This window comes from Pseudoduganella sp. HUAS MS19 (assembly GCF_053615455.1).
In genome coordinates, this window is record NZ_CM132133.1 from 6,147,144 (window position 1) to 6,172,855 (window position 25,712).

The 25,712-nt window shown below is 63.3% G+C and carries 18 protein-coding genes and 1 tRNA gene; 9 read left to right on the plus strand and 10 right to left on the minus strand.

The features are described 5' to 3' along the window. Nucleotides 1-41: 41 nt before the first annotated feature. The 5 genes from ACWBU6_RS28225 to ACWBU6_RS28245 all read right to left on the minus strand — a co-directional run bounded on the left by ACWBU6_RS28225 (nt 42) and on the right by ACWBU6_RS28245 (nt 4,633). Nucleotides 42-1,757 (minus strand): serine hydrolase domain-containing protein, encoded by a 1,716-nt coding sequence (locus ACWBU6_RS28225; protein ID WP_452646638.1) that lies wholly within the window; start codon nt 1,755-1,757, stop codon nt 42-44. A gap of 9 nt (nt 1,758-1,766) precedes the next feature. Then, on the minus strand, nt 1,767-2,879 hold the full coding sequence (locus tag ACWBU6_RS28230; protein ID WP_452646639.1) for a nuclear transport factor 2 family protein: 1,113 nt from the start codon (nt 2,877-2,879) through the stop codon (nt 1,767-1,769). A gap of 103 nt (nt 2,880-2,982) precedes the next feature. After that, a complete protein-coding gene (locus ACWBU6_RS28235) occupies nt 2,983-3,996 on the minus strand; it encodes a helix-turn-helix domain-containing protein (protein ID WP_452646640.1) in 1,014 nt (337 codons plus the stop codon). A gap of 99 nt (nt 3,997-4,095) precedes the next feature. Then, nucleotides 4,096-4,169 (minus strand) — tRNA-Gly (locus ACWBU6_RS28240). 56 nt (nt 4,170-4,225) lie between these two features. Further along, nucleotides 4,226-4,633, minus strand: coding sequence for a YidB family protein (locus tag ACWBU6_RS28245; protein WP_452646641.1), 408 nt, complete (start codon nt 4,631-4,633; stop codon nt 4,226-4,228). Nucleotides 4,634-4,785: 152 nt separating this feature from the next. Between ACWBU6_RS28245 and ACWBU6_RS28250 the strand changes: the two genes are divergently transcribed. Then, nucleotides 4,786-6,030 carry a M28 family peptidase gene (locus ACWBU6_RS28250; RefSeq protein WP_452646642.1) on the plus strand — a complete coding sequence of 415 codons (1,245 nt, stop codon included), beginning with the start codon at nt 4,786-4,788 and terminating at the stop codon, nt 6,028-6,030. On the opposite strand, the gene ACWBU6_RS28255 is transcribed toward ACWBU6_RS28250, so the two are convergent. Then, on the minus strand, nt 6,027-6,926 hold the full coding sequence (locus ACWBU6_RS28255; RefSeq protein ID WP_452646643.1) for a LysR substrate-binding domain-containing protein: 900 nt from the start codon (nt 6,924-6,926) through the stop codon (nt 6,027-6,029). The genes ACWBU6_RS28250 and ACWBU6_RS28255 overlap by 4 nt on opposite strands. A gap of 93 nt (nt 6,927-7,019) precedes the next feature. Here ACWBU6_RS28255 and ACWBU6_RS28260 point away from each other — a divergent pair, with 93 nt between their 5' ends. Together ACWBU6_RS28260 and ACWBU6_RS28265 are read left to right on the plus strand one after the other, a co-directional pair. Then, the gene (locus tag ACWBU6_RS28260) at nt 7,020-7,460 is read left to right on the plus strand and encodes a carboxymuconolactone decarboxylase family protein (protein ID WP_452649629.1); all 441 of its coding nucleotides are present in this window, start codon (nt 7,020-7,022) and stop codon (nt 7,458-7,460) included. 116 nt (nt 7,461-7,576) lie between these two features. Further along, a complete protein-coding gene (locus tag ACWBU6_RS28265; RefSeq protein ID WP_452646644.1) occupies nt 7,577-9,163 on the plus strand; it encodes a methyl-accepting chemotaxis protein in 1,587 nt (528 codons plus the stop codon). Between the two features lie 16 nt (nt 9,164-9,179). Here ACWBU6_RS28265 and ACWBU6_RS28270 read toward each other — a convergent pair whose 3' ends face one another. From ACWBU6_RS28270 to ACWBU6_RS28285, 4 genes are all read right to left on the minus strand, one after another. Further along, nucleotides 9,180-10,166 carry a TraB/GumN family protein gene (locus ACWBU6_RS28270; RefSeq protein WP_452646645.1) on the minus strand — a complete coding sequence of 329 codons (987 nt, stop codon included), beginning with the start codon at nt 10,164-10,166 and terminating at the stop codon, nt 9,180-9,182. 217 nt (nt 10,167-10,383) lie between these two features. Then, entirely contained in the window at nt 10,384-11,748 is a 1,365-nt protein-coding gene (locus ACWBU6_RS28275; protein ID WP_452646646.1) for a Gfo/Idh/MocA family protein, read from the minus strand. Between the two features lie 31 nt (nt 11,749-11,779). Continuing rightward, nucleotides 11,780-14,758, minus strand: coding sequence for a TonB-dependent receptor domain-containing protein (locus ACWBU6_RS28280; RefSeq protein WP_452646647.1), 2,979 nt, complete (start codon nt 14,756-14,758; stop codon nt 11,780-11,782). Nucleotides 14,759-14,831: 73 nt separating this feature from the next. Continuing rightward, nucleotides 14,832-18,182, minus strand: a complete 3,351-nt coding sequence (locus ACWBU6_RS28285; protein ID WP_452646648.1) for a TIM-barrel domain-containing protein — start codon at nt 18,180-18,182, stop codon at nt 14,832-14,834. Nucleotides 18,183-18,497: 315 nt separating this feature from the next. On the opposite strand from ACWBU6_RS28285, the gene ACWBU6_RS28290 reads away from it, so the two are divergent. The 6 genes from ACWBU6_RS28290 to ACWBU6_RS28315 are packed head-to-tail and all read left to right on the plus strand — an operon-like array spanning nt 18,498 to nt 25,710. Beyond that, nucleotides 18,498-19,646 (plus strand): SIS domain-containing protein, encoded by a 1,149-nt coding sequence (locus ACWBU6_RS28290; protein WP_452646649.1) that lies wholly within the window; start codon nt 18,498-18,500, stop codon nt 19,644-19,646. Further along, a complete protein-coding gene (locus ACWBU6_RS28295; protein ID WP_452646650.1) occupies nt 19,633-20,583 on the plus strand; it encodes an ROK family protein in 951 nt (316 codons plus the stop codon). The genes ACWBU6_RS28290 and ACWBU6_RS28295 overlap by 14 nt, the downstream gene beginning before the upstream one ends. A gap of 7 nt (nt 20,584-20,590) precedes the next feature. Next, nucleotides 20,591-21,919, plus strand: coding sequence for a D-tagatose-bisphosphate aldolase, class II, non-catalytic subunit (locus ACWBU6_RS28300; protein WP_452646651.1), 1,329 nt, complete (start codon nt 20,591-20,593; stop codon nt 21,917-21,919). A 32-nt stretch (nt 21,920-21,951) separates the two neighbouring features. After that, complete coding sequence (locus ACWBU6_RS28305; RefSeq protein WP_452646652.1) at nt 21,952-22,719, plus strand: DeoR family transcriptional regulator; 768 nt, start codon at nt 21,952-21,954, stop codon at nt 22,717-22,719. 4 nt (nt 22,720-22,723) lie between these two features. Continuing rightward, nucleotides 22,724-23,815 carry an N-acetylglucosamine-6-phosphate deacetylase gene (locus ACWBU6_RS28310; protein ID WP_452646653.1) on the plus strand — a complete coding sequence of 364 codons (1,092 nt, stop codon included), beginning with the start codon at nt 22,724-22,726 and terminating at the stop codon, nt 23,813-23,815. A gap of 17 nt (nt 23,816-23,832) precedes the next feature. Then, nucleotides 23,833-25,710 carry an MFS transporter gene (locus ACWBU6_RS28315; RefSeq protein WP_452646654.1) on the plus strand — a complete coding sequence of 626 codons (1,878 nt, stop codon included), beginning with the start codon at nt 23,833-23,835 and terminating at the stop codon, nt 25,708-25,710. Nucleotides 25,711-25,712: the final 2 nt, after the last annotated feature.

The following is a 25,712-nucleotide window of genomic DNA, read 5'->3' on the forward strand; positions in this document are numbered from 1 at the left end:
GGCAATCTTGGCAAGAGCAGCGCTGGCAGTCAGTAACTGCCCTACAGCTTCCGGAATACAAGGTTCCGAACTTCATCGACGACGACCTGGAATCCGGTGATCGCCCTGTTTTTGCCCCGAATGAATCGAATTCCGGCCATGAAGCGCTTGTCCCCAGCAAACAAGTCGGGATTCGTCGGTTTTAACTGTACCGTGCCTACCCGGATATTGTTTGCGGTAAGCCCGCCAGGCCCTGCATCAAGAACAAAGGAAGAATTCAGTTCATCACTGTAGAAGGTTCCGGCGAATTGCGCCAGTTCGTCTTTTGTATATTGAGCCGGCTTGTAGGATTCGTAAACAATCGGGTCGCTGCCGTCCATCGTGAATTGCAGGTCCAAGCCTGATCGCGTTTCGACGAATTTGATGATGAATGTATCGTCGCCATCGACCTTCACCTGAAAAACTGCGTCCCCCAATGGAAGCATCTCGCGCCCTTCTGCCCCTTCGGTCCTGCTGAAATGCAGTGCGCCGTCCCTGACGTAGACTTTTGCGGCAATGGCGCGCACGGGATTCCAGTAATCTCCCTCGTACTTCTGCATTTGCCTGGCCGTTATCTTGACGGACTTGATCTTGGCGTAATCGATCGTTGAAGGTTGCGGGAAATGGTCCTTCAATAGAACGGTTGCCAGGCGCATGCCGTAACTTCCGCTGTAAGACAGGCCGGAGCTCAATGTGATTACCGTGAAGTCCTGGCCGGGGAATCGGAAGATGGAACTCGCATACCCGCCTGAAGTCCCCACTTGGTAGACCTTGCGAATACCGCGCTCCTGCCCTACATGCTGCTGGCCGTAGTTCGAAATACTGGAAATATCCTTCACAACCGCGCCGCCGTCGAGCCGTATGGGCGATTCCAGCTTTTCGAGCAGCGACTGGACGCCGGGAGCCCTGGACGAAAGGTGCGCGCGCCAGATGCCCATGTCCCTGGCGGAAGTGTAAAGGTTGGTCGGACCGGCGACGTAGCCGCTGCCATAGTCCTTCTTGTAGGTTCCGTTTGCGCCAATGCGATACGGTACGGCCGTGTTCAGCAAAGGAATACCGGCGTCATAGACGAACAAGGTATTCGACATTCCCAGCGGAGCGAAGATGCGATCCCGGCAGTAGACGTCGAATGCCTGCCCCGAAACCGCCTCTACAATCGCGGCCAGTACGACAAAGCGCGTATCACCGCCTGGGGAGTACGCCTGTCCCGGCTTGAAGTTCAACACTTTCTGCTTGCCGATAAACCTCAGGACCGATTTGTGCTGCTCGGGTTCCCTGGACTCCCATCCCGCCAACGATCGCAACACCTTGTAGCCGTGCAAGCCGTCAGTTGAACTCAGCAAATGCCTGACCGTGAGCTTCGCGCCGAAATCCGGCATGTCGGGCAGGTAGTTCCGGACATCCTCGTCGAGCCCAATTTTTCCCTGCTCCTCCAGCATCAGCGTGGCGATCGCGACAAACTCCCACGCCAGTTTGTCGACCTGGAATTTGGTGTCTACGGTTGCCGGGATCTTGTGCTCCAGGTCAGCGCTTCCAAAGGCCTTCTCGTAGATCGGCTTTCCGTTCCTGAGCGCGACGATCGCCAGCGCGGGCTTGTCGGGGGAGTCAACTTCTTCAAAGATCTTCTCGATTGCTTGTGCCGATGCCTGATCGATATCATTTCCTGCGTGGCCCGCGGAGGGCAAGGACAGCAGGCATGCAAGCAGCAGGGGCCTGGCCGCTAAGTAAATGGCTTTCATCGCGTCTCCTTAATTTGCCTGAATGGTGTTGATGACTTTCTGTGCGACCGATGCGGTGGCGGAAGGATCCTGCCCCGTAATGATCTTGCCGTCAGCGATGTGGAAATCGCCCCCAAAATTCGTTGAATAGACGAAGGTCCCGCCGTTCTTGCTGATCTCCTTGTCGATCGAGAACGGGAAGGTCTTGTAGTAGTCAGCCTTGGTGTCTTCGAACATATCGGGGAATCCAGTCACTTTTTTGTTCAGGAAGATGGACTTGCCATCCCGGTCTTTCAGATGCGCTATCCCCGCGGTTCCGTGGCAGACAGCCGAAATCACGCCGCCATTCTCATGGACCCTTGCTGCGATGTGCTGGATGCCCTTGTTCTCTGCAACGCCAAACATGGCCGAGCCACCGCCGCTGAAATAGACCGCCTTGTAATCGTCCGGGTTGACCTGTTCCGGCCTGCTGGTGTTTTTCAGCAGGGTCATGAACGCGGGATCGTACAAATGTTCTTTCTGTACGCTGTCGGAGGTCTTGATATAACCCAGTGGAATAGCACCGCCATCGGGACTGACAAAGTCGACGGTATAGCCGTTCCGTTTGAAGATGTCATAGGCAACCGCGATCTCTTCGAAATGGTTGGCGGTATTGAGATTAGTATTGCCGTAGGTATGCTGGTTGGATGTGACGAACAGGATTTTCTTGCTGTCTTTTGGAACTTCTTTCCACGTAAAGCTTTTCTGGATTATCTTCCAGGAGCCCTGGTATTTCAGCAACAAGAAGTAATCGGTATATATCCTGTAATTCGGAACAAGAATCTCAGCCTTTGCAGTTGCCGCATTCTTTTCCACGTCAATCGCCAGGATCCGACCAATACGGTTGACTTTCTTACCCGGCGTCACGCCTGCCACGTACTGCTCCCCCGAGCGGACCATGAGCTCATTCGCATCATTAACACCATGCAGCTTGAAGTCCGGGTGAAAGGCTTTTCTCAGTTTGTCCGGTTCGCCGTTCGCAGTGCCGTCAAAGTAGTCCTTTAGCGTTTGGCTGATTTGCTCAGTATCTGTTTCAGCCAGCGCTGGCAAGCAGAGGGAAAGGAAAGCACCAAGGAGGGCGCCCGGAAAAACGCATCGATTCATGATTTGATCCTAAGTTGTGGATGGAGCTGACAACTTAGCGGCAAGGCGGTCGCCCGAAATCCCGAAGCATGATTTCGGACTCCGGATACATGATTTCGTAGTGCTACGAAACGAACTCCGCGCGGTAACTTGCGGGGGTCTGACCGACTATCTTCTTGAAAGCTGAGAAGAACGTGGAATTGGAGTTGAAGCCGCTGCGCTCGGCAACCAGCTCCATATTCAGGTGTGACTCACGGACCAGCAGTTCCTTCGCATGCTCGATACGGAACTCATTAATATAAAGATTGAAAGTCTTACCGAGATTATCGTTAATGACCTGCGAGATCGTAGTTTGCAAATTGCCGGCTTTGCGGGCCAGCAGGGCAAGTGTTAAATTAGGATTCAAATACAATTTCTCGCTGCGCATTAACTCATCCAGCGAGCCTAGAATGGCGCGGGCATCAGCCTCTGCCAGCTTCCGATTCTGGTACTTATCGTTTTTTGTTGGCTCCGGCTTGGCATCGGAACGCAGGAAATACGTCAGGATCGTGACGTGAATGGTAAAGGTAAAAGAAAGTGCGCCGACGATATAGGATGTAAATCTTGTGCTGGCGTAAGCAATCAGGATAATCCAGCTGCTGAAGTAAACACTTTGCAGAAGGATGGTCTGCCGGTTAAATGCTTGCGCCCGCATTAGGAGCCGGCCTGCCAGGACCAGGTATCCAAGCCAATAAACATGTATGCCAGTAACCGCACAACGCCAGACATACGGGTAATCGGAAAACGGCAGGAACACGCCTAGCCCGGCAAGTAAAGCGGGAGGCAAAAGGTGCCAACGCCACTGTTTGCCGACCGTGCTCTGGGCCACGTCCGCGAGATAGCAAGCCACATACAGGTAGGTCAGCGGTCCGATAAACAGGCATGCCGAGATGCCGATCTGCACGAAGCCGGCAGCGAGATCAGGGTTGAAGTAGTAGAAAGACGATTTGACGGTGCGGACGCCGACCGCCAGCAGCAAGACGCCCAGCATGCGGTTCGCCATCCGATGGGTGCGGCGAGTAAAAAAGTGACACGCCAGGAAAATCCCGTTGACCGCGCCGAGTGCGCTGAAGAGAAATAGAAGTTGGCTTGAAATCATTGCAACATCATGCCATGTTCAGCACCCTTTTTCGAGACCTCATCAGGAACGGCCGATTGACTTCATGGCTGGCATTAGGAGGTGGGAATTGAAGCGGCATGGAGCGGGTGAAGGGAATCGAACCCTCGTATGAAGCTTGGGAAGCTGCCGTTCTACCATTGAACTACACCCGCGTGCACCGCATTCTATTCGGGTTTTAGCAACATTGGCAACCTCCCAGAGCATCTTGTCAGGTGCGTCCGAACAATCCTGCCAGCGCTGCGCCCAGGCCGCCGCCGGCGCCAGGAATTGTGCCGTCCGGTGTCAGCTTGTCGACCACTTGCGGCAGCATTTGTGCCAGGTGGCCGGCGACGTCTTGCGTGTTGAGCCCGAGGCGGCTGGCGATGGCCTGCATTTGCTCGTTGCCCAGCACCGCCTGGATCTGCTGCGCACTGATGGACTGGTTGGCGCCCGTGCCAATCCATGAGGCGATCATGCCGCCCATACCACCCTGCTCGAACGTCTTCACCAATCCCTGCAAGCCGCCGGTGTTGGGGTCGTTGAGCATCGACGTTACCTCTTCCAGCATTCCTGCCGGATGACTAGCGCCTGAGAACTGGCTCAGCACTTCGCCCGCCAGCGAATCGAGAATACCCATGGCATACCTCCTCAAATAAATCGGCGACTAGCAACAGTATCACAACCGTCTCTGTGTCCGAATGTAACGTTATATATCCCATTGAAAATTCAAGCTGTGACTGGCGCGCAAGGTGCAAAATGCCCGGACCCAATCAACCGGATGGACATTCAATGAAACCAACCGTAGCCCTCAGCATCGCACTGGCCTTCGCAGTGAACGCCCATGCACAGTCGGCACCTGCTGCCGATCCGATCTCCACGCTGGTGAGCCAGCTCGAACTGGAAAAATACAAAGCCACCATCAAGAGCCTGACCAGGTTCGGCGACCGCCGCCAGGGCACGGCACGCAATCGCCAGGCACTGGACTGGATCGAGGCGCAGTTGAAGGCCTACGGCTGCTCCAATGTGGAGCGGCTGCAGTACCAATTTACCGAACCGGCCGTGCGCGGCAAGCCTGCGGTGGCGGCAGGCGGCGGCGCTGGCGGCCCTCCAGGCCAGGGCGGCAGCACGTTGTTCGGCAACCGCGCGCCAACCGGCGTCAATACCGATCCGATGAAGCAGCCGGACGAACGCCTGCGCGCACTGAACGCGGAACTAACGCCGAAGGGCACCTCGCTGCGCGAGAACGTGTACTGCACCAAGATCGGCAAGACCCGCCCCGATGAGATGTATATCGTCAGCGCCCACATGGACGGCATCGGTTTTGGCGAGGCGGCCAACGACGACGGTTCCGGCACCGCGCTGGTGATGGAGCTGGCCCGCATCTTCAGCGCGCCGGGCGTGGAAACCGATCGCTCGATCCGCTTCGCCTTGTGGAACAACGAGGAGACCGGTTTGCACGGCGCCGCTGCCTACGTCGAACAGCGCAAGAACCTGCAGGGCATCGAGTCGCCCAAAGGCTCGGGCAAGTATCCCGAGCCGCGCTGGCTGGGCATGATCCAGCACGACATGATGCTGTTCGACCATGGCATGCCGGTCCCGAAACTCGATGACTCGGGCAAGCCGGTGCTCGATGCCAAAGGCCAACCGGTCTACGTGCTGCCGAAAGAACAGCGTCCGGAAGCGGACGTCAACATCGAGTTCCAGTCCGATTCGAAGCAGGCGGATGCTTCGGCCAGGCTGGCGTGGGAGTTCCGCGCGGCGAACGACAAGTACGCGACCAACTACCCGGCTGCAGTCGGCTTCCATATGACCAACACCGACTCCACCCCGTTCATGGACTTGGTGCCATCGATCTCACTGCGCGAGAACGAACGCGGGCAGCAGATTGGCTCAGGTTGGAACCCGCACTGGCATCAGCCAACCGACCTGTATTCGAGCTATTCGGACAAGGACTTCCTGCTTGGCCTGAACGCGGCGCAGACCACGCTGGCCGGCGTGGCCAGACTGGCGGGCGCCAGGGTCGTCAAGCCTTAACGCCACAATGGGTCGCTGGCCATCAGGGCGGTGGCCCAGTCGGTAAAGGCGCGCACGCGCGACGACAGCCGGCGCGCATACGGGTAGACCAGGCTGATGGGCATGCTGCCAAGGCGCCAGTCGGCCAGCACTTCCACCAGCGCGCCGCTGCGCAGGTGCGGCGCGGCTTCCGCGCGCGGGATATTGAGGATGCCAAGGCCCGCAAGGCCCGCCGCGACATATGCCGCAGCACTGTTAAAGCGCATTGCCGGCATCTGGTCGATACTGTAGCGCTGTTCGCCGCGCAGCAGCGTCTGGACGTGGGCCCGGCCCGTGGCCGCGAAGACAAAGCCAAGATAGCGGTGTGCGGGCAGGTCTTCCACCGCCGACAGCCGCGGCGCCGATGCGAGGTAGGCAGGCGCGGCGCACAGGCAGAACTGCATATTCCCCACCGGCCGTGCGACCAGGTCCTGGTCCGCCACCGGGCCGCCGCGCAAGGCGCAATCGATCCCCTCCTGCACCAGGTCCACCACGCGCTCGCCGCAACCGATATCGAGCTGCACCTGCGGGTAGCGCGCCACGAAGTCCGGCAAGGCGGGAATGATGAGGCCCGTGCCGACCGGCGAAGGCATTTCAACCCGCACGCGGCCGCGCGCATCGTGGCGCGCGGACTCCAGTTCATCGAGATCGTCCAGCAGCGCGCGGGCGCCTTCGTAGTAGGCCGCGCCGTCGGTAGTGGGCGACACGCGGCGCGTGGTCCGGTGCAGCAGCTTCATGCCGAGGTGCGCCTCCAGTGCCTGGATCTGGCCGGAGACGGTGGTCTTCGGCACGCCCAGCGCTTCCGCCGCGCCGACGAAACTCCCCACTTCCACGATGCGGCAGAAAGCGCGCATCGCCTCCAGGCGGTCAAAAGCCATGATTGTTCGATTTCCCGTACATTCAAAACGATAAGCTGAAGTTTATCCGCATTCTCGTCCAGACTAAAGTGGAGTCATCGCTTCTCAGGAGATATCATGAAACGCATTAACTACTACGCAGCCGCCCCAAATGCCATGCAGGCCATGATGGGCCTGGAGCGGGCGATTGCCGGATCGCTGCTGCCGGCCAGCCTGCGCGAGCTGGTGAAGATCCGCGCTTCGCAAATCAATGGTTGCGCCTATTGCATCGACATGCACAGCAAGGATGCGCTGAAGCGCGGCGAGGATGTGCGCCGCCTGCTGGCGCTGCCGGCCTGGCGCGAAACGCCTTTCTTCGACCAACGCGAACGCGCCGCGCTGCTATGGACCGAAACACTGACAGAGCTGCCGAAAAACGGTGCGCCGGATGCAGTGTACGGCACGGTCGCCGCCCAATTCAGTGAACAGGAACTGTCCGAACTGACCTTCGTCATCGGCGCCATCAACGCCTGGAACCGCTTTGGCGTCGGCTTTGCGATGCAAGTGCCAAGTTAATTCATCGACAACTGTTTTGGCGGAAAAACCACGAAATGGCCACGCCTTCCGGCGCGGCCAGTCGTCGATCTGCTAGTATTCTCAGCGATCTTTCCCAACCGAAACAAAGTGTCAAAATGCGCAGCACACTCACCGCAGCCGAACACGAAACCCTGCTTGAAGACGGCAAACCCATCGTCATCACCACCGACCTGCAGGGCCGCCTGACCTACACCAATTCGACCTTCATCGCGGCCGGCGGCTTCGCCGGCGAGGACCTGGTCGGCCGCCAGCAAAAGACACTCTACCACCCGGACATGCCGGCACAAGTCGAAGAAGACATGCTGCGCACCACGATGTCGGGCGAACCATGGCGCGGCCTGGTCAAATACCGCCGCAAGGACGGCGGCTGCTTCTGGTGCATCGCGAACGTTACGCCGGTGATCGAGAAGAACCGCACTACGGGCTTCATGTCGGTTTGCACCAAGCCCAAGCGCGAGCAGGTGAAGGATGCAGAAATCTTGTACCGCACCGTAAAGGGGGCCAATCCGGACGGCGTGCGCATCGCGCGCGGCGCCGCCGCACCGCGCGGCCGCAAGAAGATCACCAATGCGCTGCGCGATATTTCGCTGTCGCAGCGCATGGCGCTGTGCTTCGGCAGCATGATACTGCTGGCGCTGTCGATGGCGCTGCATGCCGTATTGCCCTATTCCGATTTCGCGCTTCACCTGCAGGCGCTGTTGCTGGCGGCACTGGCGCTGTACGGCTGGTACAACCTGCATCGCGCGATTGTGGCCCCGGTCCAGGCCTGCATCAACGCCACCCGCATCCTCGCCGGCGGCGACCTGACCACGCGCATGGCGGTTGACCGTCACGATGAACTGGGTCAATTGCAGGCCTTTGTGCGCCAGTTAAACCTGAACCTGGCATCGATCCTCGGCGACATCCGCGGCAATTTCGCGCTCACCCGCAGCACGACCACGCAAGTGCGCACCGCCAACGCCGACCTGGCAGCGCGCACCGAAGCGCAGGCTGCCAACCTGGAACAGACCTCGGCCCATATGGGCCAGATCACCGGCACCGTAAGCCAGACTGCCGACAACGTGAATACGGCCAACGGCGTGGCCAAGGAAGCAACCGCGCTGGCCGAACGCACCGGCGTGGCCGTTGCGCAGGTGGTGACGGCGATGGACGAGATCCGCCAGTCTTCGCATAAGATCGCCGACATCATCGGCCTGATCGACGGCATCGCTTTCCAGACCAATATCCTGGCTCTCAATGCCGCAGTGGAAGCGGCGCGTGCCGGTGAGAGCGGCCGCGGTTTCGCGGTCGTTGCGAGCGAAGTGCGCAGCCTGGCGCAGCGCAGCGCTGCTGCCGCCAAGGACATCAAGTCACTGATCGACGCTTCGGCCGACAAGATCGAAGGCGGCGCGAGCGTGGCTACCGCAGCCGGCGATGACATGGATGCGGTGATTGCTGCGATCGGCCGCGTAGCCGCCATCATGGGCGATATCCGCGGCGCAACGCGCGAGCAGAGCGATGGCGTCAACCAGGTGAAGGACGCCATCGTGCAACTGGACGAAGTGACGCGACAGAACAGCCAGATGGTCGATGAAGCTGCCGCCGCCACCGGCGTGCTGGACCTGCAGGCGCAGGCCGTCGCCAAGGCGCTGGAAGTGTTCAAGCTGCCGCCGCAAAACGGCAGCAAGACCGGGCGCGCCTGACGACGCGCGGCGGCGCTTACTCGGGCGCCTCCACCTTATAGCCGCGCGACTGCAAGTCGGCCAGGGGGCCTTTCGGATCAAGCAGGTGGGCCAGCGACAGCACGGCGAAGGTCGAATGATTGGCCTCCAGGGCACGCTCCGCGTTGGCCAGCCAGTTCTTGCGCATGGTTTCCTTGGCCTGTTTCAGCTTTTCGTTCGACTTGAACGCATCGTTGTTCAGAATTGCGTCCGTGCAGGCGGCCTCGCGGTCGGCAAAGTCCAGGGACGTGATCTTCCCCATGTCGCCGACGGCCCATGCATTGGCGCGTACGCGCATTGCGTCGAGGTCCGATTCGAGCCGATCCACTGTCCTGGCGAAGCAAAGCACGTCCGTTCCCGGTGAGTTCTTGAATGCGCGCAGCGCCTCGCCCGGACTTTCGAGCTCGGTGTGGAAGTTGCTGGAAGTGATCTTCACCTTGTACTGTTTTGCCAGCTGATCGAGCTTCGCGTGCACCCCGGTATGCAGGGTCAGGCCATTCTTTTCCAGCCCCTGCCGATACAGCGTGTCGGCGGCAAACATTGGGCGTTCACGCTCAATGCTGTCGTTCTTGCCGATATATTTGGTCTTGAGCGCTTGCCAGCGGTCGTAGGTTTCGGCAGGCAGGACGTCGATCAGTTTGCCGCCGTCCGGATTGTTCTTCATGCCGATCGTAAAAGGCAGCATCTTGATACCGCCCCACCAGCCGACCGAGATGCCGAACGATGGTTTCGGCAGGTACTCCTGCGATCTGGCGATGATGGATTCCACTTCGTTGGAACGCCAGTCCATCTTGATCGGCAGCGGCGAGTAGTCGCCAAAAACGTACATCACGTGCTCCCCTTTGCTGACCTTCCACAAGCCCGGGCCGGGGCGCTGGCCCGTGATTACGACCTTCTCGCCTTCAGGTGCCGGGACTTCTTCCTGCGCCCAGGCGCTTGCCGCCAGCAGGCTGAATACCACGGCGGAAATCACTCGCTTCGTCATCCTCTTATTCTTTCCATTTGGTTAAGAGAATGGCAATACTACCTCATCGACGTGAAGCAATGGTTAAGGTGAGGAACGTGCTTGGCCGACGCGGTCCTGCGGCGCCGTTGTCGGGCAGCCGGCCCCAGTCACCCTGGCATTGCCGGCATGCCCGCGGCCCATGGCTGCGGCCAAGCCGATGCAAAGGGACGCCAGCGCTATATTCCTGTGCGCTTCATCAGTAGCGCTCGTCGAAAGCGAAGATCGGCTTGCGCTTGCTCCACTGGCCCCGGGTGAAGTCGGGGAAGTCCAGCGTCTGGAAGTTCTGCGCGATCGATTGCTCGGACAGCGGCGTGATGGCGCTCCACGTCACCGCGTCGTAGATATCGATCGGCATCGGCGCGCGCGCTTTCAGCGCTTCCACGAAAGCGTGGATCACGAAGTAATCCATGCCGCCGTGGCCGGCACCCGCCGCCTGGCTGGCATACTTGCGCCACAGCGGGTGATCGAACTTGTCCTGGTAAGCCTGGAAGTCCTCCCACTGGTGCGGCTTGCTCCTGCCTTCGATGTGGATGGAGCGGTTCACGTCCATCCACAGGCCGTTGGTACCCTGCACGCGGAAGCCCAGCGAATACGGGCGCGGCAGCGAGGTATCGTGCTGCAGGATGATGGTCTCGCCGTTCTCGCAGGACAGCGTGGTGGATACCACATCGCCCAGGCTGAATTTCACCTTGCCGCTCTGATGCTCGGCGCCGCCCTGCTTGACGATGTAGTCGTGCAAGCCGCGCGCCTTGGTGGCAAAGGTGTTGATGCGGGTGAAGCGGTTGCCGCGGTTGATGTTGGCGTACATCGCGCACGGGCCGATGCCATGGCTTGGATACAGCTCGCCATTGCGCTGCACCGAGTGTTCGGTGCGCCACTTCGCCTCCGACCAGCCCTTGGCGCCGAACTCGATGCCGCCGCCGTATGGCTTGTCCGGGTCGCCGTTGTTGAACTTCACTGCGCGCAAGTCGTGCTGGTAGCCGCCCTGCAGGTGCACCAGTTCGCCGAACAGCCCGGCGCGCACCATCTGCAGCACCGCCATCACGTCGCGCCGGTAACACACGTTCTCCAGCAACATGTAGGGCGTGCCGGTCCGGAGCTGGGTGTCCAGCACGTCCCAATGATCCTTCAGGGTGATGCCTGCCACTACTTCGCAGCCAACGGCAACCCTGGCTTGCATGGCGTCGATCGCCATCTGCGCATGCCATTCCCATGGCGTGGCGATAATCACGCCGTCCAGCTGCTTGGCATCCAGCATGCGGCGGTATGCGTGCGTGTCCCCGCCCTCGCCGAAGGTGCGTGGTTTCGGCTTGCCCGCCTTCTCAAACTGCGCCAGGGCCTTGCCCAGCATGACAGGTTCGATATCGCACAGCGCTGCCACTTCCACATCGTCGCGGCGTACCAGCTCGCGCAGCAGCACCTGGCCGCGCATGCCGGTGCCGATCATGCCGAGCCTGAGCTTTTCGCGGCTGCCGGCCGCAAAGGCTGACGGCAGCAGCAGGCTGCCGGCCAGTGCCGCGCCGGCGGTGAGGAAGTGTCGTCGATTGAATTGCTTGTCCATCTAGTCTTTGCCTCTTTGGTTGGGTCGCAGGTTACCAGAATTTGTAGCTGGCCGAGAGCGAGAAAATGCGGCCGAACAGGTTCTGCTGGTGGTTGTAGCCTTCCCAACCGTTCGGGTCGTAGTACGGCTTCTTGTTGGTCACGTTCTTGATGTTCAGGCCCAGGTCCAGGTTTTTGACCGGCTTCCAGTTGAAGCCCAGGTTGACGGTGTAGTGCGAAGGCTGGCCGCCGCACAGCTTGTCCGGCAGCGCCACGCCGCCGGCGGTGCAGTTTTCCGGATAGTTGTCGGTGTCGTACTCGCCGTATGCCCACTTGGCCTTGCCGGTGTAGTTCACGAACAGGCTGGTGACCAGGTTCTGGTAGGTCCAGTCGGCGTTGAAGGTGGCACGCAGGCGCGGCGAATCGTAGTAGCCGACGTAGTTGCCGGAGAAGCCGCCGCCATCCTCATAGTTGTAGGTTTCGCGCTTGCGGATCGTGAAGGCCGCACCGGTACCCAGCTTGCCGTATTCGCCCAGCGAGAAGCGGGCGCGCGCATCGATGTCGAAACCGTCCAGCAGGGTGCGACCGCGGTTCGAATAGGAGTTGATCAGCCCACCCAGGTTGCCCACCGAGTACTTCGGCAGCGGGCCGGTGCAGACGGCGGCATTGGCGGGATTGGCGCACATGGTGGCCACAGCCGCCATATTCGCGTGGTCGGCATCGCTCAGGTCATTGCGGATTGCCTTGTCGGTCCCGGCCAGACTTGCGCCGTATCTGTCCACCAGGTCGGTGAACAGCTGGTTGAAGTCCTGGCGCACGATTTCGTTGCGGCGATAGACAAACCAGTAGTCGAGCGAGATGCTGACGTCCTTGGCCGGCTGCAGCACCAGGCCCAAGGTCGAGATCTTGGCTTTTTCCGGCGTCAGGTTCGGATTGGGTGGCGTCAGGCCGCCCACGGTGGTCGAGCAGTTGGAGTTCAACAAGGTCTTGCCCAGGTCGCGGTCGGTCGCAGTGACGGACATCTGCAGCAGCTTGGCAATGGCATTGGTTTCGTCGCAGCGTACGGTATCGCGGATGCCGCCCACCTGTGCGAAGACGCCGCCGCTGCCCGATTCGGCCAGGTTAGGTGCGCGGAAGCCTTCCGAGTAAGTACCGCGCAGCATGACCTCGGGACGGGCGCGCCATTGCACGCCGACTTTAGGCGCCAGGTTGGCGGAGAAGTGCGGATATTTGTCCAGGCGCGCCGCGGCGTTGACTTCCAGGGTGTCGGTCACCGGTACCACCACTTCGCCGAACAGCGCGCTGACCGTGCGCTTGCCGTCGAACCAGGAGCCGCCCTGTTGCGTGATCAGGCCATTCGCGGCATCGGCGTTGCCGGGAGTATCGAAGCTTTCGCGCATCAGGTTGGTGCCGAAGGCTGCCCGCACTTCACGCTCGCCCAGCTTGAACAGCGTGCCTTCCACCTTGGCGTCGAAGGTAATCAGCTTGGTCCAGGACTGGATGTCGAAGGTCGGGTAGGCTTCGCGGATCAGGGCCGCATTGGCTTCGCTGATTTCGCCGAACTTGTAGGCAGGGTTGTCGGCAATGTAGACACGGCCGGTGACCGGGTCCTTGGTGGTGGGCCCGAAGGCCTTCTCGAAGCCTTTGGTGTTGATGTTGATGGTCTGGTATAGCGTGGAGTGGCTGCCCGCCACGCCCAGCGCGGTCTCGAAGTCCCAGCTACCGGTGAGGTGGCCTTTCAGGCCCGTCAGCACACGGTAGTTGTCGTCCAGGTTTTTCTGGCCGAAGTGGCCGACCGCGTCCTGCAGGATGTAGTTCAGGCCCGCCGCGCCGCCCATCTTGGCTGCCATGTCGGAATCAAGCTTGCCCTTCAGGTACACATTGTTTGGGCCGAGATAAGGCTGCACGAACGTATTTAGCCTGGTACCGGTGTTGCGCGAGAACCAGTTGTTGGTGGTGCCGCTGTTGAAGGCGCGCGGGCCGTTTTCGCCGCGCAGCTTGACGTGGGTGAAGGCGGCTTCCGCGAATGCTTCCAGGTCGTCGCCGATCTTTTTTCGGCCGGACAGGAAGCCGGTCGCGCGGTCGGAGGTCGGTCCCGTGTCCAACGAGTACGGCAGGTTGTTCCACACGCAGCGAGTGCCGGATGCCTCGGTGATCGTGGTGGTGCAGCCGGTCACCGCGCGCTGGGTGCGAGCGTTGTTCTTGGCCGGATCGAACACGAAGAAGGTGCCAGGATTCGTCTGGCCAGGCTCGCTGCCAACGCCGATGCGGAAGTTGGAGATGAAGTTAGGATTGTTGACGTAGAAATAGTCCGGGCGCTTGTCATAAGTGTCGGCCAGCGCAATGCGGTCGCGCTGGTACATGTTCAGGGAAGCCATCACGTTGTAACCGTCGTTGCCAAAGTCGCCCTTGCCGTACACCAGGCTGGCCTGGTGCTCGCCATAAGCCGACACTTTCTGCGAATGGTCAGTGCTGACCTTCGCCTCCAGGCCCTGGTAGTTCTTCTTGGTGATCACGTTGATCACGCCGGCCACCGCGTCTGATCCGTACACTGCGGAGGCGCCGTCGGTCAGGATTTCCATGCGCTCGATCGCCGCCGCCGGAATCGAGTCGATGTTGACGAACATGGTCTGGAAGCCGGCCGGTGCACCGTAGAAGGACAGGCGCCGGCCGTTCAGCAGCACCAGCGTGCCTTGCGCGCCAAGGCCGCGCAGGTTGGCTTGCGAAGCCCCGTCGGAGCCGGTGAACATGGACCGGAAGTCTTGCTGCGCGGGTCGCGCGGCCGGCAGGTTGTCCAGCACTTGCATCAGGGTTCGCGCGCCCATGTTTTCGATCTGCCTGGCATCGATCACTTGCACCGGCGAGGCGGTTTCGGCGTTGATGCGCTTCAGGCTGGAGCCGGTCACTTCGACGCGGTGGACCTTTTCGCCTTTGTCGTCCTTCTTGTCTTCCGCCGCATCGGCTGCCAGGGCGCCGCCGGCGAATCCAATAGCTGCCAGTGCAGCGATCAATTTCTTCAGTTCCACTTGCATCTCCTTTTTTTAGTTTGCAAAACGCCCTCCCCGGTCCGAAGAGGGGTTCGTTCTTAGTGACGAAAATATGCGGTCAGCGCGTTCGGACGGTGGCACCCTCTGTGCCTAGCAGTACGGCATTGGCCCAGTTGCCGCAAACCTGGGCGGCTTGGGCGCCGCGCGCACCCAGCGTGCGCAGGCTGAGTTGCCTCAACCCGCGTACATCGATTTCCGGCTTGACGACAGCTGGCGCGCTCACCAGGCCGCTGTCGTACAGCAGGCGGTCGCCGCTCCAGACCTGGAACTGCAGGCCGCCCGCGCTGCGGCAGCTATCGTCCACGCCAAGGTCGGCGCGCAGCAGGTTCCAGCTGCCCTCGAGTTGCAGGTCGATGCGGCTGGCGGGGCCGACGCCCAGGCCTTTGCGGAACCACAGGCCGTTCATGCGCATTTCCTTGCTCTTGCCGGCCGGGCGATCGCGCACGACGCCTTTCGGCAATGACAGGTCCGACAGGAAGCTTTGCTGTTCGGCGCCTTCTTTCGTACGATGTTCGAGGATGCGGAAGGCGGACAGCGCGATCGGCCCTACTTCCGCCGGCTGCATGGCGTTGATCGCTTTGGCGGGCGCCTGCGCTGCGGCCGTGACCATCGGATCGGTGGAAGCAGCACCTTCGCCTTCCGGGTTTTGCGTGCTGAGCACGCGGAAGCGCAGCAAGCGGCCGGCAGTGGCCGGGAAGCTGATGGTTTGCGTTTCCTTCTGCAGCTTCAGGCGGCCGGTGAAGTATGGCTTGCCCCATTCGCCATTGGTATCGGCGATGTAGATTTCGTAATCGCGCACCTGGCCATGCTTCCAATGCTCGTCGCTGCGAGGGGCGATCTCGATGCCGTCGACCAGGCGGCGCTCGGTGAAGCCGATGGTCCATTCGTGGGCGCCGGTGCGGATCGACTGGTTGCGGGTAGTGCGGAACCAGGTGGCGGTTTTGTCGTCGAAGGCGTTCTCCAGCGGGTGGCCGGGTTCTTCGGCGGGACGGTTCACCACCAAGAGCGCGTCCGGCGCCAGCGCGCGGCCAAACTCCGGTGCTTGCGGGAAGCTGTCGTCTTGCGCGGCCAGGGTTTGCGCGCCCTGTACGGTGATTTGCAGCGGCTGGCGGATGTCCTGACTTGCCGTCTTCACGTGCAGCGTTCCGGTGCGCTCTTGCGGATCGTAGTACCAGCCTTCGGCCGCTGCGTCATAGGCCGAGCGCTCCATGTGTGCCGGCAATGCGCGGCTTGCGGGAGCGGACGCGGTGACGGCCGATGGACGCTGGCGGGTCAGCATGCGCAGGACGTAGCCGCGGCGGGCCTCCTGGCCCGCGTAGCTGCCTTCGACCGGCGCGATGTCGACGTCGACGCGCGCGCCGCCTGCAGCCGCGCCTGCGCCCGACTCGCGCATGCGCAGCACCTGCCGGCTGAACGCCCCCTGCTGGTACTGGCGCGTATTGCCGTCATCTTCATACAGCGTGAACGAGGACTCGCCGTGCGGATACATGTCCAGCGTCAGCACATCCTTTGGCTTTTCGCCGTCGTACAGGACTTCCGGGTACATCGGCAGGATGGCGCCGGCGCGCACGAAGACAGGCAGCTTATCGAGCGTGACCTGCAGGTCGAGGTCACGGCCCGCAGCGCCGGCCGTCGCCTGGCGTCCGTCCCAGTAGTCAAACCAGGTTCCCTGTGGCAGGTGGATCGCCTTGCGCCAGCCTTGCGACACCGCCTGGCTGCGATACACTGGCGCCACCAGCATGTCGCGGCCGAGCAGGAACTGGTACTTGTGCGCCTCGGTGAAGGCGGCGGGATCGGATGGATAGTCCCACATCAGGCCGCGCACCAGCGGCGCGCCGGTCTGTTCCGCCTCGCGCGCCAGCGTGTACATATAGGGTGTCAGGCGCAGCTTGAGTTTGAGGTAGCGGCGGTTGATGCTGCGGTAAGGCTCATCGAACCACCACGGATGCTTGCGCGCATTGGCCGACCAGCCCGACATTCCCATCAGGACCGGCGTGAACGCCTTCCACTGCAAGTCGCGGGTGTATGTCTCCGCGCTGCCGCCGAAGATCGCATCCACGTCGCCGGTCGCATACGCCTGGCCGGACAGGCCGGAACCCACCAGCGTCGGAACGTGCCAGCGGATGTAGTCCCAGCTTGCGCTCTGGTCGCCAGTCCACGCCACGGCATAGCGCTGCGTGCCGGCCCAGCCCATCACGGTCCAGATGAAAGGGCGGCTGTCGGAGTTGTCCAGGATGCCGTCGTAGGCGGACTTGTTGGCGTCCAGCGAGAACTGGTAGCCCTTGCCGGTCCAGGCCACGTCCAGCTTTTGCGCGCGGCTGCCGGCGGCGCCGACTTCCCACTTGATCTTGTCGACGCCGTTCTCGGTCCACAGGCCGGTACGGAAGCCGTATTTCGCCAAGCCCCGCACGGTCTCCGGCAGGTCCGTATAGCCGCAACCGTAGCCGTCGTTCGGCAGGATCCAGCCACCGGGCATATCGTTCTCGCGGTATTTGCGCGCCACCGATTCCACAACGTCCGGCGTCCTGCCGGTCGGGCCATCGCTCCAGCCTTTCGGCACGGTGCCCGGTTTCTTCACGTTGTCGCCGTCGTTGTAGCAATCGGCATCGCCGTATTCCAGCGCCCAACGCGGCAGCATGCGCGCGCGGCCGGTCCATTCGGTATAACGCGCCAGCACGTCGCGCACGTCCTTGCCGACGAAGTAGTAGGCGTCAAAGCGGGGCTCGGCGTGCTGCAGGGCCACCACATCATGCTGGCGCAAATCGTAGCTGCCGTCGGACCAGGTGTTGCGCAGCACGCCCCAGCCGCGGGAGCTCATAAGAAATGGCGCCGGGCTTGGGCGGTCGCCCTCTTCCCAGCCGCCGGAATAGGATATGTCGAGCTGGCGGCCCTTGAATTCAAAGCGGCCGTTCTGCTGGCCGCCGCCAAAGAAGCGCTCGGCCCGGTCGCTGGACAGAGTTTGCACGCTGGCTTTGTCACCCAGCTCCAGCGGCTGCACTTCGCGCCACAGCGGCTGCGTTTCTCCAGTGCGGAACAGGCTGAAACGCACCGGGTTGCGCTCGATGCGCAGCGTCAGTTTGGCGGTGCGCAGTGAAACATGGCCGGGCTGTTCGCTTAGGCTATGCTCGACATGCACGGCCGGCTTGCCGACCACGATCGCGGCCGCCTTGTCGCCGGCATCGGCCAGCCTGCCTTGCGGTCCAGCCCAGATGCGCAGCACGTCCTCCTGCAACAGGCTGACACGCACGATGGCGCCGGTTTCGGTTAGCAGGTCCCAGGACGGCCCCCCTGCACCGGTAGCCGGGGCGGCGGTGAGGCTGCGCAGCTTTCCAAGCGGTGCGGCCAGGGCGGCGCCGCTGGCCAGGGTAATAGCGGCAGCTGCGATTGCAGTGCGGGTGAGTCTCTTCATAAGCCTGCCTAACATGCAAGGTTTTTTCGTTTTGATGGACGTACTTTAGGAATAAAAGCAAAAAAGGTCAACAAAAAGAAAGAAAACAGCACATTTACTCGAAACTAGCGCTGTTTTTTCTTTCGCTTTAGCACTTTTCTCGCGCAAAGCCTTTCACTTAGTAGCGAACGCGCAACGCAACATGCTGAAACGGCCGGCCGCGACCGGCGTTTCGACCGCGGCACCCGGCGCGGTAGCTTTCGTTTTTCTTTCGTATTTGACTTTTCGAAATAGTTTATTTATGCTTTCAGCGAACTTACAACTTTTCTTTTTTCGATGACTACCCTCCTCCAGCGTGATCCGCAAGCCTGGCGCGACATCCGCGGCCTTGACACCGCCGAAGAGATTGCGCAGCAGCCGGCCCTGTGGCGCGAACTGGGCGCCAGCCTGCCAGGCCGCGCCGCCGACCTTGCCGCCTTTCTCGGCGGCTGCCTGCACAATCCACAGCAGCGCGTCATCCTGACCGGCGCCGGCAGCTCCTGCTATGTGGGCGAGATCATTGCCGATGAACTGAACGCCGCCTGGCCGGCACAGGTGCGCGCCGTAGCGACCACCAGCTTGCTGACCCACCCGGAGCTGTACCTCGAAGCGCAGGCGCCGACCCTGCTGGTATCCTTCGCCCGCAGCGGCAGCAGCCCGGAAAGCCTGGCTGCGGTGGAGCTGGTACGCGAGGTGGTAGCCGAGGCGCGCTTCCTGAACATCACCTGCAACGCGCAAGGCCAGTTGGCGCGCACGGGCGATACGGACGCACGCACGTTCAACCTGCTGATGCCTGCCGCCAGCTGCGACCGCGGCTTTGCCATGACCAGCAGCTTCACCTGCATGCTGCTGGCTGCCTTGTGCGTACTGGGCAAAGGCGGATGGCAGGAGCGCCTGGCAGCCCTGGCGCAAGCCGGCGACGCCGCTTTGCACGGCTGGGCTGCAACGGTCGCCGCGCTGGCGGCGCAGCCGGTGGAACGCGTGGTCTACCTGGGCAGCGGCCCGCTGGAAGCACTGGCCAGGGAAGCTGCACTGAAGATCCTGGAACTGACCGGCGGCCGCGTACTGGCCATGTCGGACACCGCGCTCGGTTTCCGCCACGGCCCGAAATCGGCGCTGAACAAGCAGTCGCTGGTCGTGCTGTTCCGCAGCAGCAAGGCACTGGCGCGCCGCTATGAAGAGGACCTGCTGCAGGAGCTGCGCCGCGATGGCGTGGCCGGCGCGCTGGTTACCGTCGGCACGGATGGCGACATTTCGGTCGCCGCACCCGCCCTGCCGGCGCAGTTGCCCGATGCCTGGCTGGCGCCGCTGTGGCTGCTGATGGCACAGCAATACGCCCTGCACCAGTCGGCCGCGCTGGGCCTGGCACCCGATAATCCCTTCGCCGACGGCACCGTCAACCGCGTCGTACAGGGCGTCACCATCTACCGCCATGACCAGTTCTGAGCAAACCGGCTATCACGGCATCGACATCGGCGGCACCAAGATCGAACTGGTGTCGTGGCTCGATGCCGGCGGCCAGTTGCAGGAAGTGTTCCGCGAACGCGTCGCCACACCCGGCACCGATTTCAATGCGTTCGTCACAGCCCTCGCCGCCCTGGTCGCGCGCGGCGATGCGGCAATTGGCCCGCAAGCCACGCCCGCCGCGGTCGGCGTCGGCTTGCCCGGTGTGATCGACAGCGCCACCGGCCGCCAGCTCAGCTCCAATGTGCCGGCACTGAACGGCCGCCTGGTGGCAGCCGCGCTGCAGGAGGCGCTGGCGCGGCCCGTCATCATCGGCAACGACTGCCAGTGTTTCGCCCTGTCGGAAGCACAGGGCGGTGCGGCAGCCGGCCTGCCCAGCATGTTTGGCGCCATCCTCGGCACCGGCGCAGGCGGCGGCTACTGCGTCGAAGGACGCCTGCAGCGCGGCTTCAACGCCATTGCCGGCGAATGGGGCCACTGGACCGTGCCCGCGCCGCTGCTGACCCTCTACGAACTGCCCGTGCTGGATTGCCCTTGCGGCAAGAAAGGCTGCCTGGAGCGCTATGTTTCCGGGCCCGGCCTGTCGAAGCTGCACGCCCACATCGGCGGTGACGGCGCGCAGCCGCTGGCCATCGTGGCGCGCGCCAATAACGGCGATGCACTGGCGGCGCAGGCGCTGGCGACCCACCTCGACCTGCTGGGCCACGCGCTGGCCGGCCTGGTGCTGGCCTACGACCCGCATGCCATCGTGCTGGGCGGCGGCCTGTCCAAGCTGTCGCACCTGTACCAGCAATTGCCGGCGGCCATGCGCCGCCACCTGTTCCGCGGCGTGCAACCGCCCCCGGTGCTGCCGCCGCGCTTCGGCGACGCCGGCGGGGCCCGCGGCGCCGCCCTGCTGGCGCGCCAACAAACCAGGTAAGAAGACCATGAACCAGCCTGCCCCACCTTCCCTAGTCCTGCAAACCGTCGAGGCGCATCGCGCCGGCCAGGCGGTCGGCCTGTACAGCGTTTGCTGCAGCCATCCGACCGTGCTGCGCGCCGCCATGCAGGTGGCCGCCCGGTACGGCACGCCCCTGCTGGTGGAAGCCACCTCCAACCAGGTGGACCAGTTTGGCGGTTACACCGGCATGAAGCCGGCCGAATTCCGCGACTACGTGCACCGCCTGGCGCAGGAACAGGGCTTCCCGGCCGAACGCCTGGTGCTCGGCGGCGACCACCTGGGTCCCAACGCCTGGCAAGCGCTGGACGCCGCCAGCGCGATGGCGCACGCCGACGTGCTGATCGACGCTTATGTGTCGGCCGGCTTCCACAAGATCCACCTCGATTGCAGCATGCGCTGCGCCGACGACGCGGCGCTACTGAGCGACGAAACGGTGGCGGCACGCGCAGTGCGCCTGGCCGCCGTCGCCGAACAGGCTGCGGCCCGCGCCGGCCTGCCGCCGCCGGTATACGTGATCGGCACCGAGGTGCCGGTGCCGGGCGGCGAAGCTTCGCTGGAGCAGGCGCTTGCCGTCACCGCGCCGCAGGCGGCCGAACGCACGCTGGCGGTGCACCGCCGCGCCTTCGCCGAAGCGGGGCTGGACGCTGCATGGCAGCGCGTCGTGGCCATGGTGGTGCAGCCGGGCGTCGATTTCGACCAGTCCAATGTTCAGCACTACAACGCGGAAGCAGCGGCGCAATTGTCCGCCTTTGTCGCCCGCCAGCCTGGCCTGGTGTTCGAAGCCCACTCCACCGACTACCAGCGCGAATCGGGGCTGCACGCCATGGTGCGCGACCATTACGCCATCCTCAAGGTGGGACCCGCCGCCACCTTCGCCCTGCGCGAAGGTTTCCTGGCACTGTGCCTGATCGAAGAAGCCCTGCTCGGCAAGGAAAAGGCGTCGCGCCTGATGGAGGTGCTGGATGAAGTCATGCTGGCCAAGCCGCGCCACTGGCAACAGCATTACCCGGGCAGCGCCGCGCAGCAGCGCCTGATGCGCCGCTATGGCCTGTCCGACCGCTGCCGCTACTACTGGGGCGAGCCGGCAGTGGCGGCCGCCGTCAGCCAGCTGTTCGCCAACCTGGCCGGCCGGCGCATCCCGCTGCCCTTGCTGAGCCAATACCTGCCGGAGCAGTTCCTCGCCGTGCTGCAGGGCGAGCTGGCCGCCGCGCCGCAAGCCCTGCTCGAACACAAGATCGGCCGCGTGCTGGCGCAGTACGCGCGGGCATGCAGCGCCAATGCCGCCGCCGAGCACGCGGCAGCCGCCTTCTGTTAAGCTCGACGTTTTTACACCCAGCGACAGAAGACATGCGAAATACCAGCCAACGCCGCGAGACCATCCTGCAGGCGATCGTACAAAATGGTTCGGTCCAGGTAGCCGACCTGGTGGACAAGCTTGGCGTCTCCGCCGTCACCATCCGCAGCGACCTCAGTGTGCTGGAATCCCAGGGCCTGGTGCAGCGCAGCCACGGCGGCGCCCTCCTGGCGCGCACCCCGCCGACCGAGCACACGATTCGGCAGAAGGATTCCCTGAACCAGGCGCAGAAAGAGCAGATCGGCCTGCTGGCCGCGCGCATGGTGCAGCCGGGCGACAACGTCATCATCGACTCCGGCACCACCACCATCTCGCTGGCGCGCCACCTGCGCGGCGCCAACGACGTGACGGTGCTGACCAATGGCCTGAACATCGCATGGGAGCTGGCCGATGCCCCGGGCGTGGACCTGATCCTGACCGGCGGGCGCCTGCGCAAGCAATCCCTGTCGCTGCAAGGCGCACAGGCCGAAGCCTGCCTGTCGGCCTACAACTTCGACAAGCTGTTCCTCGGCGTCGACGGTTTCGACCTGCAGTTCGGCATCACCACCCACCACGAGGCCGAATCAAACCTGAACCACAAGATGGTGGAACGCGCGAAAAAAGTCATCGTGCTGACCGACGCTTCCAAGTTCGGCCGCGTGTCGCTGCACCGCATCGTGCAGCTCGACCGCGTGCACACGGTGGTCACCGACGCCAGCATCAGCACGGAATACCGCGAAGGGCTGGAAAAGCGCGGCATCGAAGTGATCGTCGCGGAGTAAGGCAATGCTGCAAGGTCGCATCCTCACCCCCGACGGCTGGATCAACGGCAGCATTGCCTTCGGCCAGCGCATCGCCAGCATCACCGAAGGCGCGGCCGCGGCAGGCGAGGGCCTGACCATCATCCCCGGCTTCATCGACCTGCACGTACATGGCGCTTCCGGCGTCGACATCATGGAAGGCGGCGACGCCGGCGCCGTGGTGGCGCGCAGCCATGCGCGCCACGGCACCACCGCGCTGCTCGGCACCACGCTCACCGCCAAGGAGGATTCGATCCGCCACGCCCTGCAAGGCCTGGCCGGCGTCATCGCGCAGCGCCCGCAGCACGGCGCGCGCATGCTGGGTGTGCACCTGGAAGGCCCGTTCCTGAACCGCCGCCGCCTGGGCGCCCAGCCGCCCGACGTGGTGACCGGCAGCCGCGCCCTGGTGGAGAGCTACCACGCCATCGCACCGATCCGCGTGCTGACCTTGGCGCCTGAAGTGACGGGCCACCTGGAACTGATCCCGCTCCTGAAACAGATGGGCATCCGCGTCCAGATCGGCCACAGCGCCGGCAGCTACGACGACGGCGTGGCTGCCATGCGCGCCGGCGCCGCCGGTTTCACCCACCTGTTCAACGGCATGACCGGCATGAGCCACAAGGAGCCGGGCATGGTGGACGTGGCCATGGCGCACGCCGAATATGCCGAAATCATTCCAGACCTGCTGCACGTGCACCCGGGCGCCATGCGCGCCGCGCTGCGCGCCATCCCGCGCCTGTACGGCGTCACCGACGCCACCTCCGCCACCGGCATGCCGGACGGCGAGTATGCGCTCGGCACCCAGCGCGTTTTCAAATGCATGGGCTGCGTGCGCCTTGCCACCGGTTCCCTGGCCGGCTCGGTGCTGACCATGGACCAGGCGCTACGCAACTTCGTCAGCCTGGGCATGGAAGTGGCGGAAGCTGCGCAGCGCCTGTCGCTGTTCCCTGCCGATTACCTGGGCGAGTCGCAGCGCGGCCGCCTGGCGCCGGGGGCCTGGGCCGACATTGTCGTGCTGGACCAGTCGTTACACCCCGTGGCCGTCTTCGTTGAAGGCGAGGCCATTCCACTCTCATAACAATACCAGGAGACCCGATGCAGGCCTTATCCATGCGCTATTTACTCTTTATCGCCGGGATGGGCGGCCTGCTTTACGGGATCGACGTCGGCATCATTGCCGGCGCCCTGCCTTACCTTGAATCCACCGCCTCGGTCGCGTGGAAGCTGAGCGCGCAGCAACTGAGCTTCATCGTTGCTGCCGTGCTGCTTGGCTCCGTGCTCTCTTCCCTGTTTGCCGGCGCCATTGCCGACGCCATCGGCCGCCGCTGGGCAATGGTGCTGGCCGGCGCCCTGTTCACCATCAGCATTCCCCTGATCGCGCTGTCGGACGGCTATACCGCGCTGCTGCTGGGGCGCCTGCTGCAAGGCATCAGCGGCGGCTTGATCGGCGTGGTGGTGCCCTTGTACCTGGCCGAATGCCTGCGCGCCGAGCAGCGCGGCCGTGGCGCCGCCCTGTTCCAACTCCTGCTCACCGTCGGCCTGGTGGCGGCGGCCGTGATCGGCCTGGTGCAGGCGCAGCATGTGGAAAGCGCAACGCAAGCCGCTCAGGCCTTACCCGAAGCGGCGCGCGCCGCCGCCGTCTTCGCCGCCAAGGACCACGCCTGGCGCAGCATCTTCTGGATGTGCCTGACCCCGGGCCTGGTGTTCACGTTCGGCAGCGTGCTGCTGGCGGAATCGCCGCGCTGGCTGGTGCAGCGCGGCCGCATCGAACAAGCCCGCAGCACCCTGCTGCGCACCCGCGCCGCCACCGAAGCCGAGTTCGAGCTGCGCGACATGCAAGCTGCAGCCGGCGTGGCCGTGCGCGACGCGGCGGCCGGCACGCCCAGCGAAGGCGACATCGCCGCAGCGCGCGGCGTCGTTGCCGGCCGCGGCGGCGTGACCGCAGCGCGCAGCGCAAGCGGCCGTGCCGGCGCTCTGGCCGCCGACGACCGCTTGCTGAGCCGCCGCTACGTGCTGCCCTTCCTGCTGGCCTGCCTGGTGCTGGCCTGTACCCAGGCCACCGGCATCAACTCCGTGCTGGCCTATGTGGTCAACATCCTGAACCAGGCCGGCCTGCCCGGCGCCACCGCCAACATGGCCGACGTCGGGCTCAAGCTGCTGAACGCCCTCATGACCGTGGTGGCCGTGCTGCTGGTGGACCGCAAGGGCCGCAAATTCCTGCTGATGCTGGGCAGCGGCGGCATCGTGCTGGCCCTGCTGGCCGCCGGCCTGCTGTTCCGCAGCGCCGAAAGCGGGCAGCGCGACGTGAGCGCGATCGTGGCCGCGCAGGCCAAAGGCGATACCCTGTCGCTGCGGCTCGACGCAAGCACCCTGAAGGCGCTGGGCGCGCAAGGCGGTGCCGATGCCACGCCGCAGTTGCTGACCGTGGCCTATTCCTATGGCCCGTTCACCAACGTCCAGACCCGCCGCAGCGACGACCCGGCGCTGGCGCCGATGGTGCTGGCGCGCGACGATACCGTGCAGGCTGACAGCGTCATCGGCGCCTTCTTCCGCCGCCTGCACCTGAACCCGTTCGCCGATCCGGCGCAAGGCCGCAGCGCCCCGCTCAAAATCGAGCAGGCGCACATCGGCGCCCTGCCTTCGGTGGCGCACGGCTGGCAGGTGACGCTGGCGATCTGCCTGTTCGTGGCCAGCTTCGCCGTCGGCCCCGGCGTCTGCGTGTGGCTCGCGCTGTCCGAGCTGATGCCAACGCGCATCCGCTCCAACGGCATGAGCATCGCACTGCTGGTCAACCAGTTCGTCTCCACCACGATTGCCGCAGTCTTCCTGCCGACCGTCGGCCGCCATGGCTACGCCGCGATGTTCTTCTTCTGGGCCGGCTGCACGGTGGTGTACTTCCTGGCCGCCGCATTGCTGCTGCCCGAAACCAAGGGCAAGACGCTGGAGGAAATCGAAGCGCACTTCGCGCGCTGAAA

Coding starts and splice junctions, on each gene's coding strand:
- ACWBU6_RS28225 (WP_452646638.1), bottom strand. CDS start 1,757: ATGAAAGCCATTTACTTAGCGGCCAGGCCCCTGCTGCTTGCATGCCTG.
- ACWBU6_RS28230 (WP_452646639.1), bottom strand. CDS start 2,879: ATGAATCGATGCGTTTTTCCGGGCGCCCTCCTTGGTGCTTTCCTTTCC.
- ACWBU6_RS28235 (WP_452646640.1), bottom strand. CDS start 3,996: ATGATTTCAAGCCAACTTCTATTTCTCTTCAGCGCACTCGGCGCGGTC.
- ACWBU6_RS28245 (WP_452646641.1), bottom strand. CDS start 4,633: ATGGGTATTCTCGATTCGCTGGCGGGCGAAGTGCTGAGCCAGTTCTCA.
- ACWBU6_RS28250 (WP_452646642.1), top strand. CDS start 4,786: ATGAAACCAACCGTAGCCCTCAGCATCGCACTGGCCTTCGCAGTGAAC.
- ACWBU6_RS28255 (WP_452646643.1), bottom strand. CDS start 6,926: ATGGCTTTTGACCGCCTGGAGGCGATGCGCGCTTTCTGCCGCATCGTG.
- ACWBU6_RS28265 (WP_452646644.1), top strand. CDS start 7,577: ATGCGCAGCACACTCACCGCAGCCGAACACGAAACCCTGCTTGAAGAC.
- ACWBU6_RS28270 (WP_452646645.1), bottom strand. CDS start 10,166: ATGACGAAGCGAGTGATTTCCGCCGTGGTATTCAGCCTGCTGGCGGCA.
- ACWBU6_RS28275 (WP_452646646.1), bottom strand. CDS start 11,748: ATGGACAAGCAATTCAATCGACGACACTTCCTCACCGCCGGCGCGGCA.
- ACWBU6_RS28280 (WP_452646647.1), bottom strand. CDS start 14,758: ATGCAAGTGGAACTGAAGAAATTGATCGCTGCACTGGCAGCTATTGGA.
- ACWBU6_RS28285 (WP_452646648.1), bottom strand. CDS start 18,182: ATGAAGAGACTCACCCGCACTGCAATCGCAGCTGCCGCTATTACCCTG.
- ACWBU6_RS28290 (WP_452646649.1), top strand. CDS start 18,498: ATGACTACCCTCCTCCAGCGTGATCCGCAAGCCTGGCGCGACATCCGC.
- ACWBU6_RS28295 (WP_452646650.1), top strand. CDS start 19,633: ATGACCAGTTCTGAGCAAACCGGCTATCACGGCATCGACATCGGCGGC.
- ACWBU6_RS28300 (WP_452646651.1), top strand. CDS start 20,591: ATGAACCAGCCTGCCCCACCTTCCCTAGTCCTGCAAACCGTCGAGGCG.
- ACWBU6_RS28305 (WP_452646652.1), top strand. CDS start 21,952: ATGCGAAATACCAGCCAACGCCGCGAGACCATCCTGCAGGCGATCGTA.
- ACWBU6_RS28310 (WP_452646653.1), top strand. CDS start 22,724: ATGCTGCAAGGTCGCATCCTCACCCCCGACGGCTGGATCAACGGCAGC.
- ACWBU6_RS28315 (WP_452646654.1), top strand. CDS start 23,833: ATGCAGGCCTTATCCATGCGCTATTTACTCTTTATCGCCGGGATGGGC.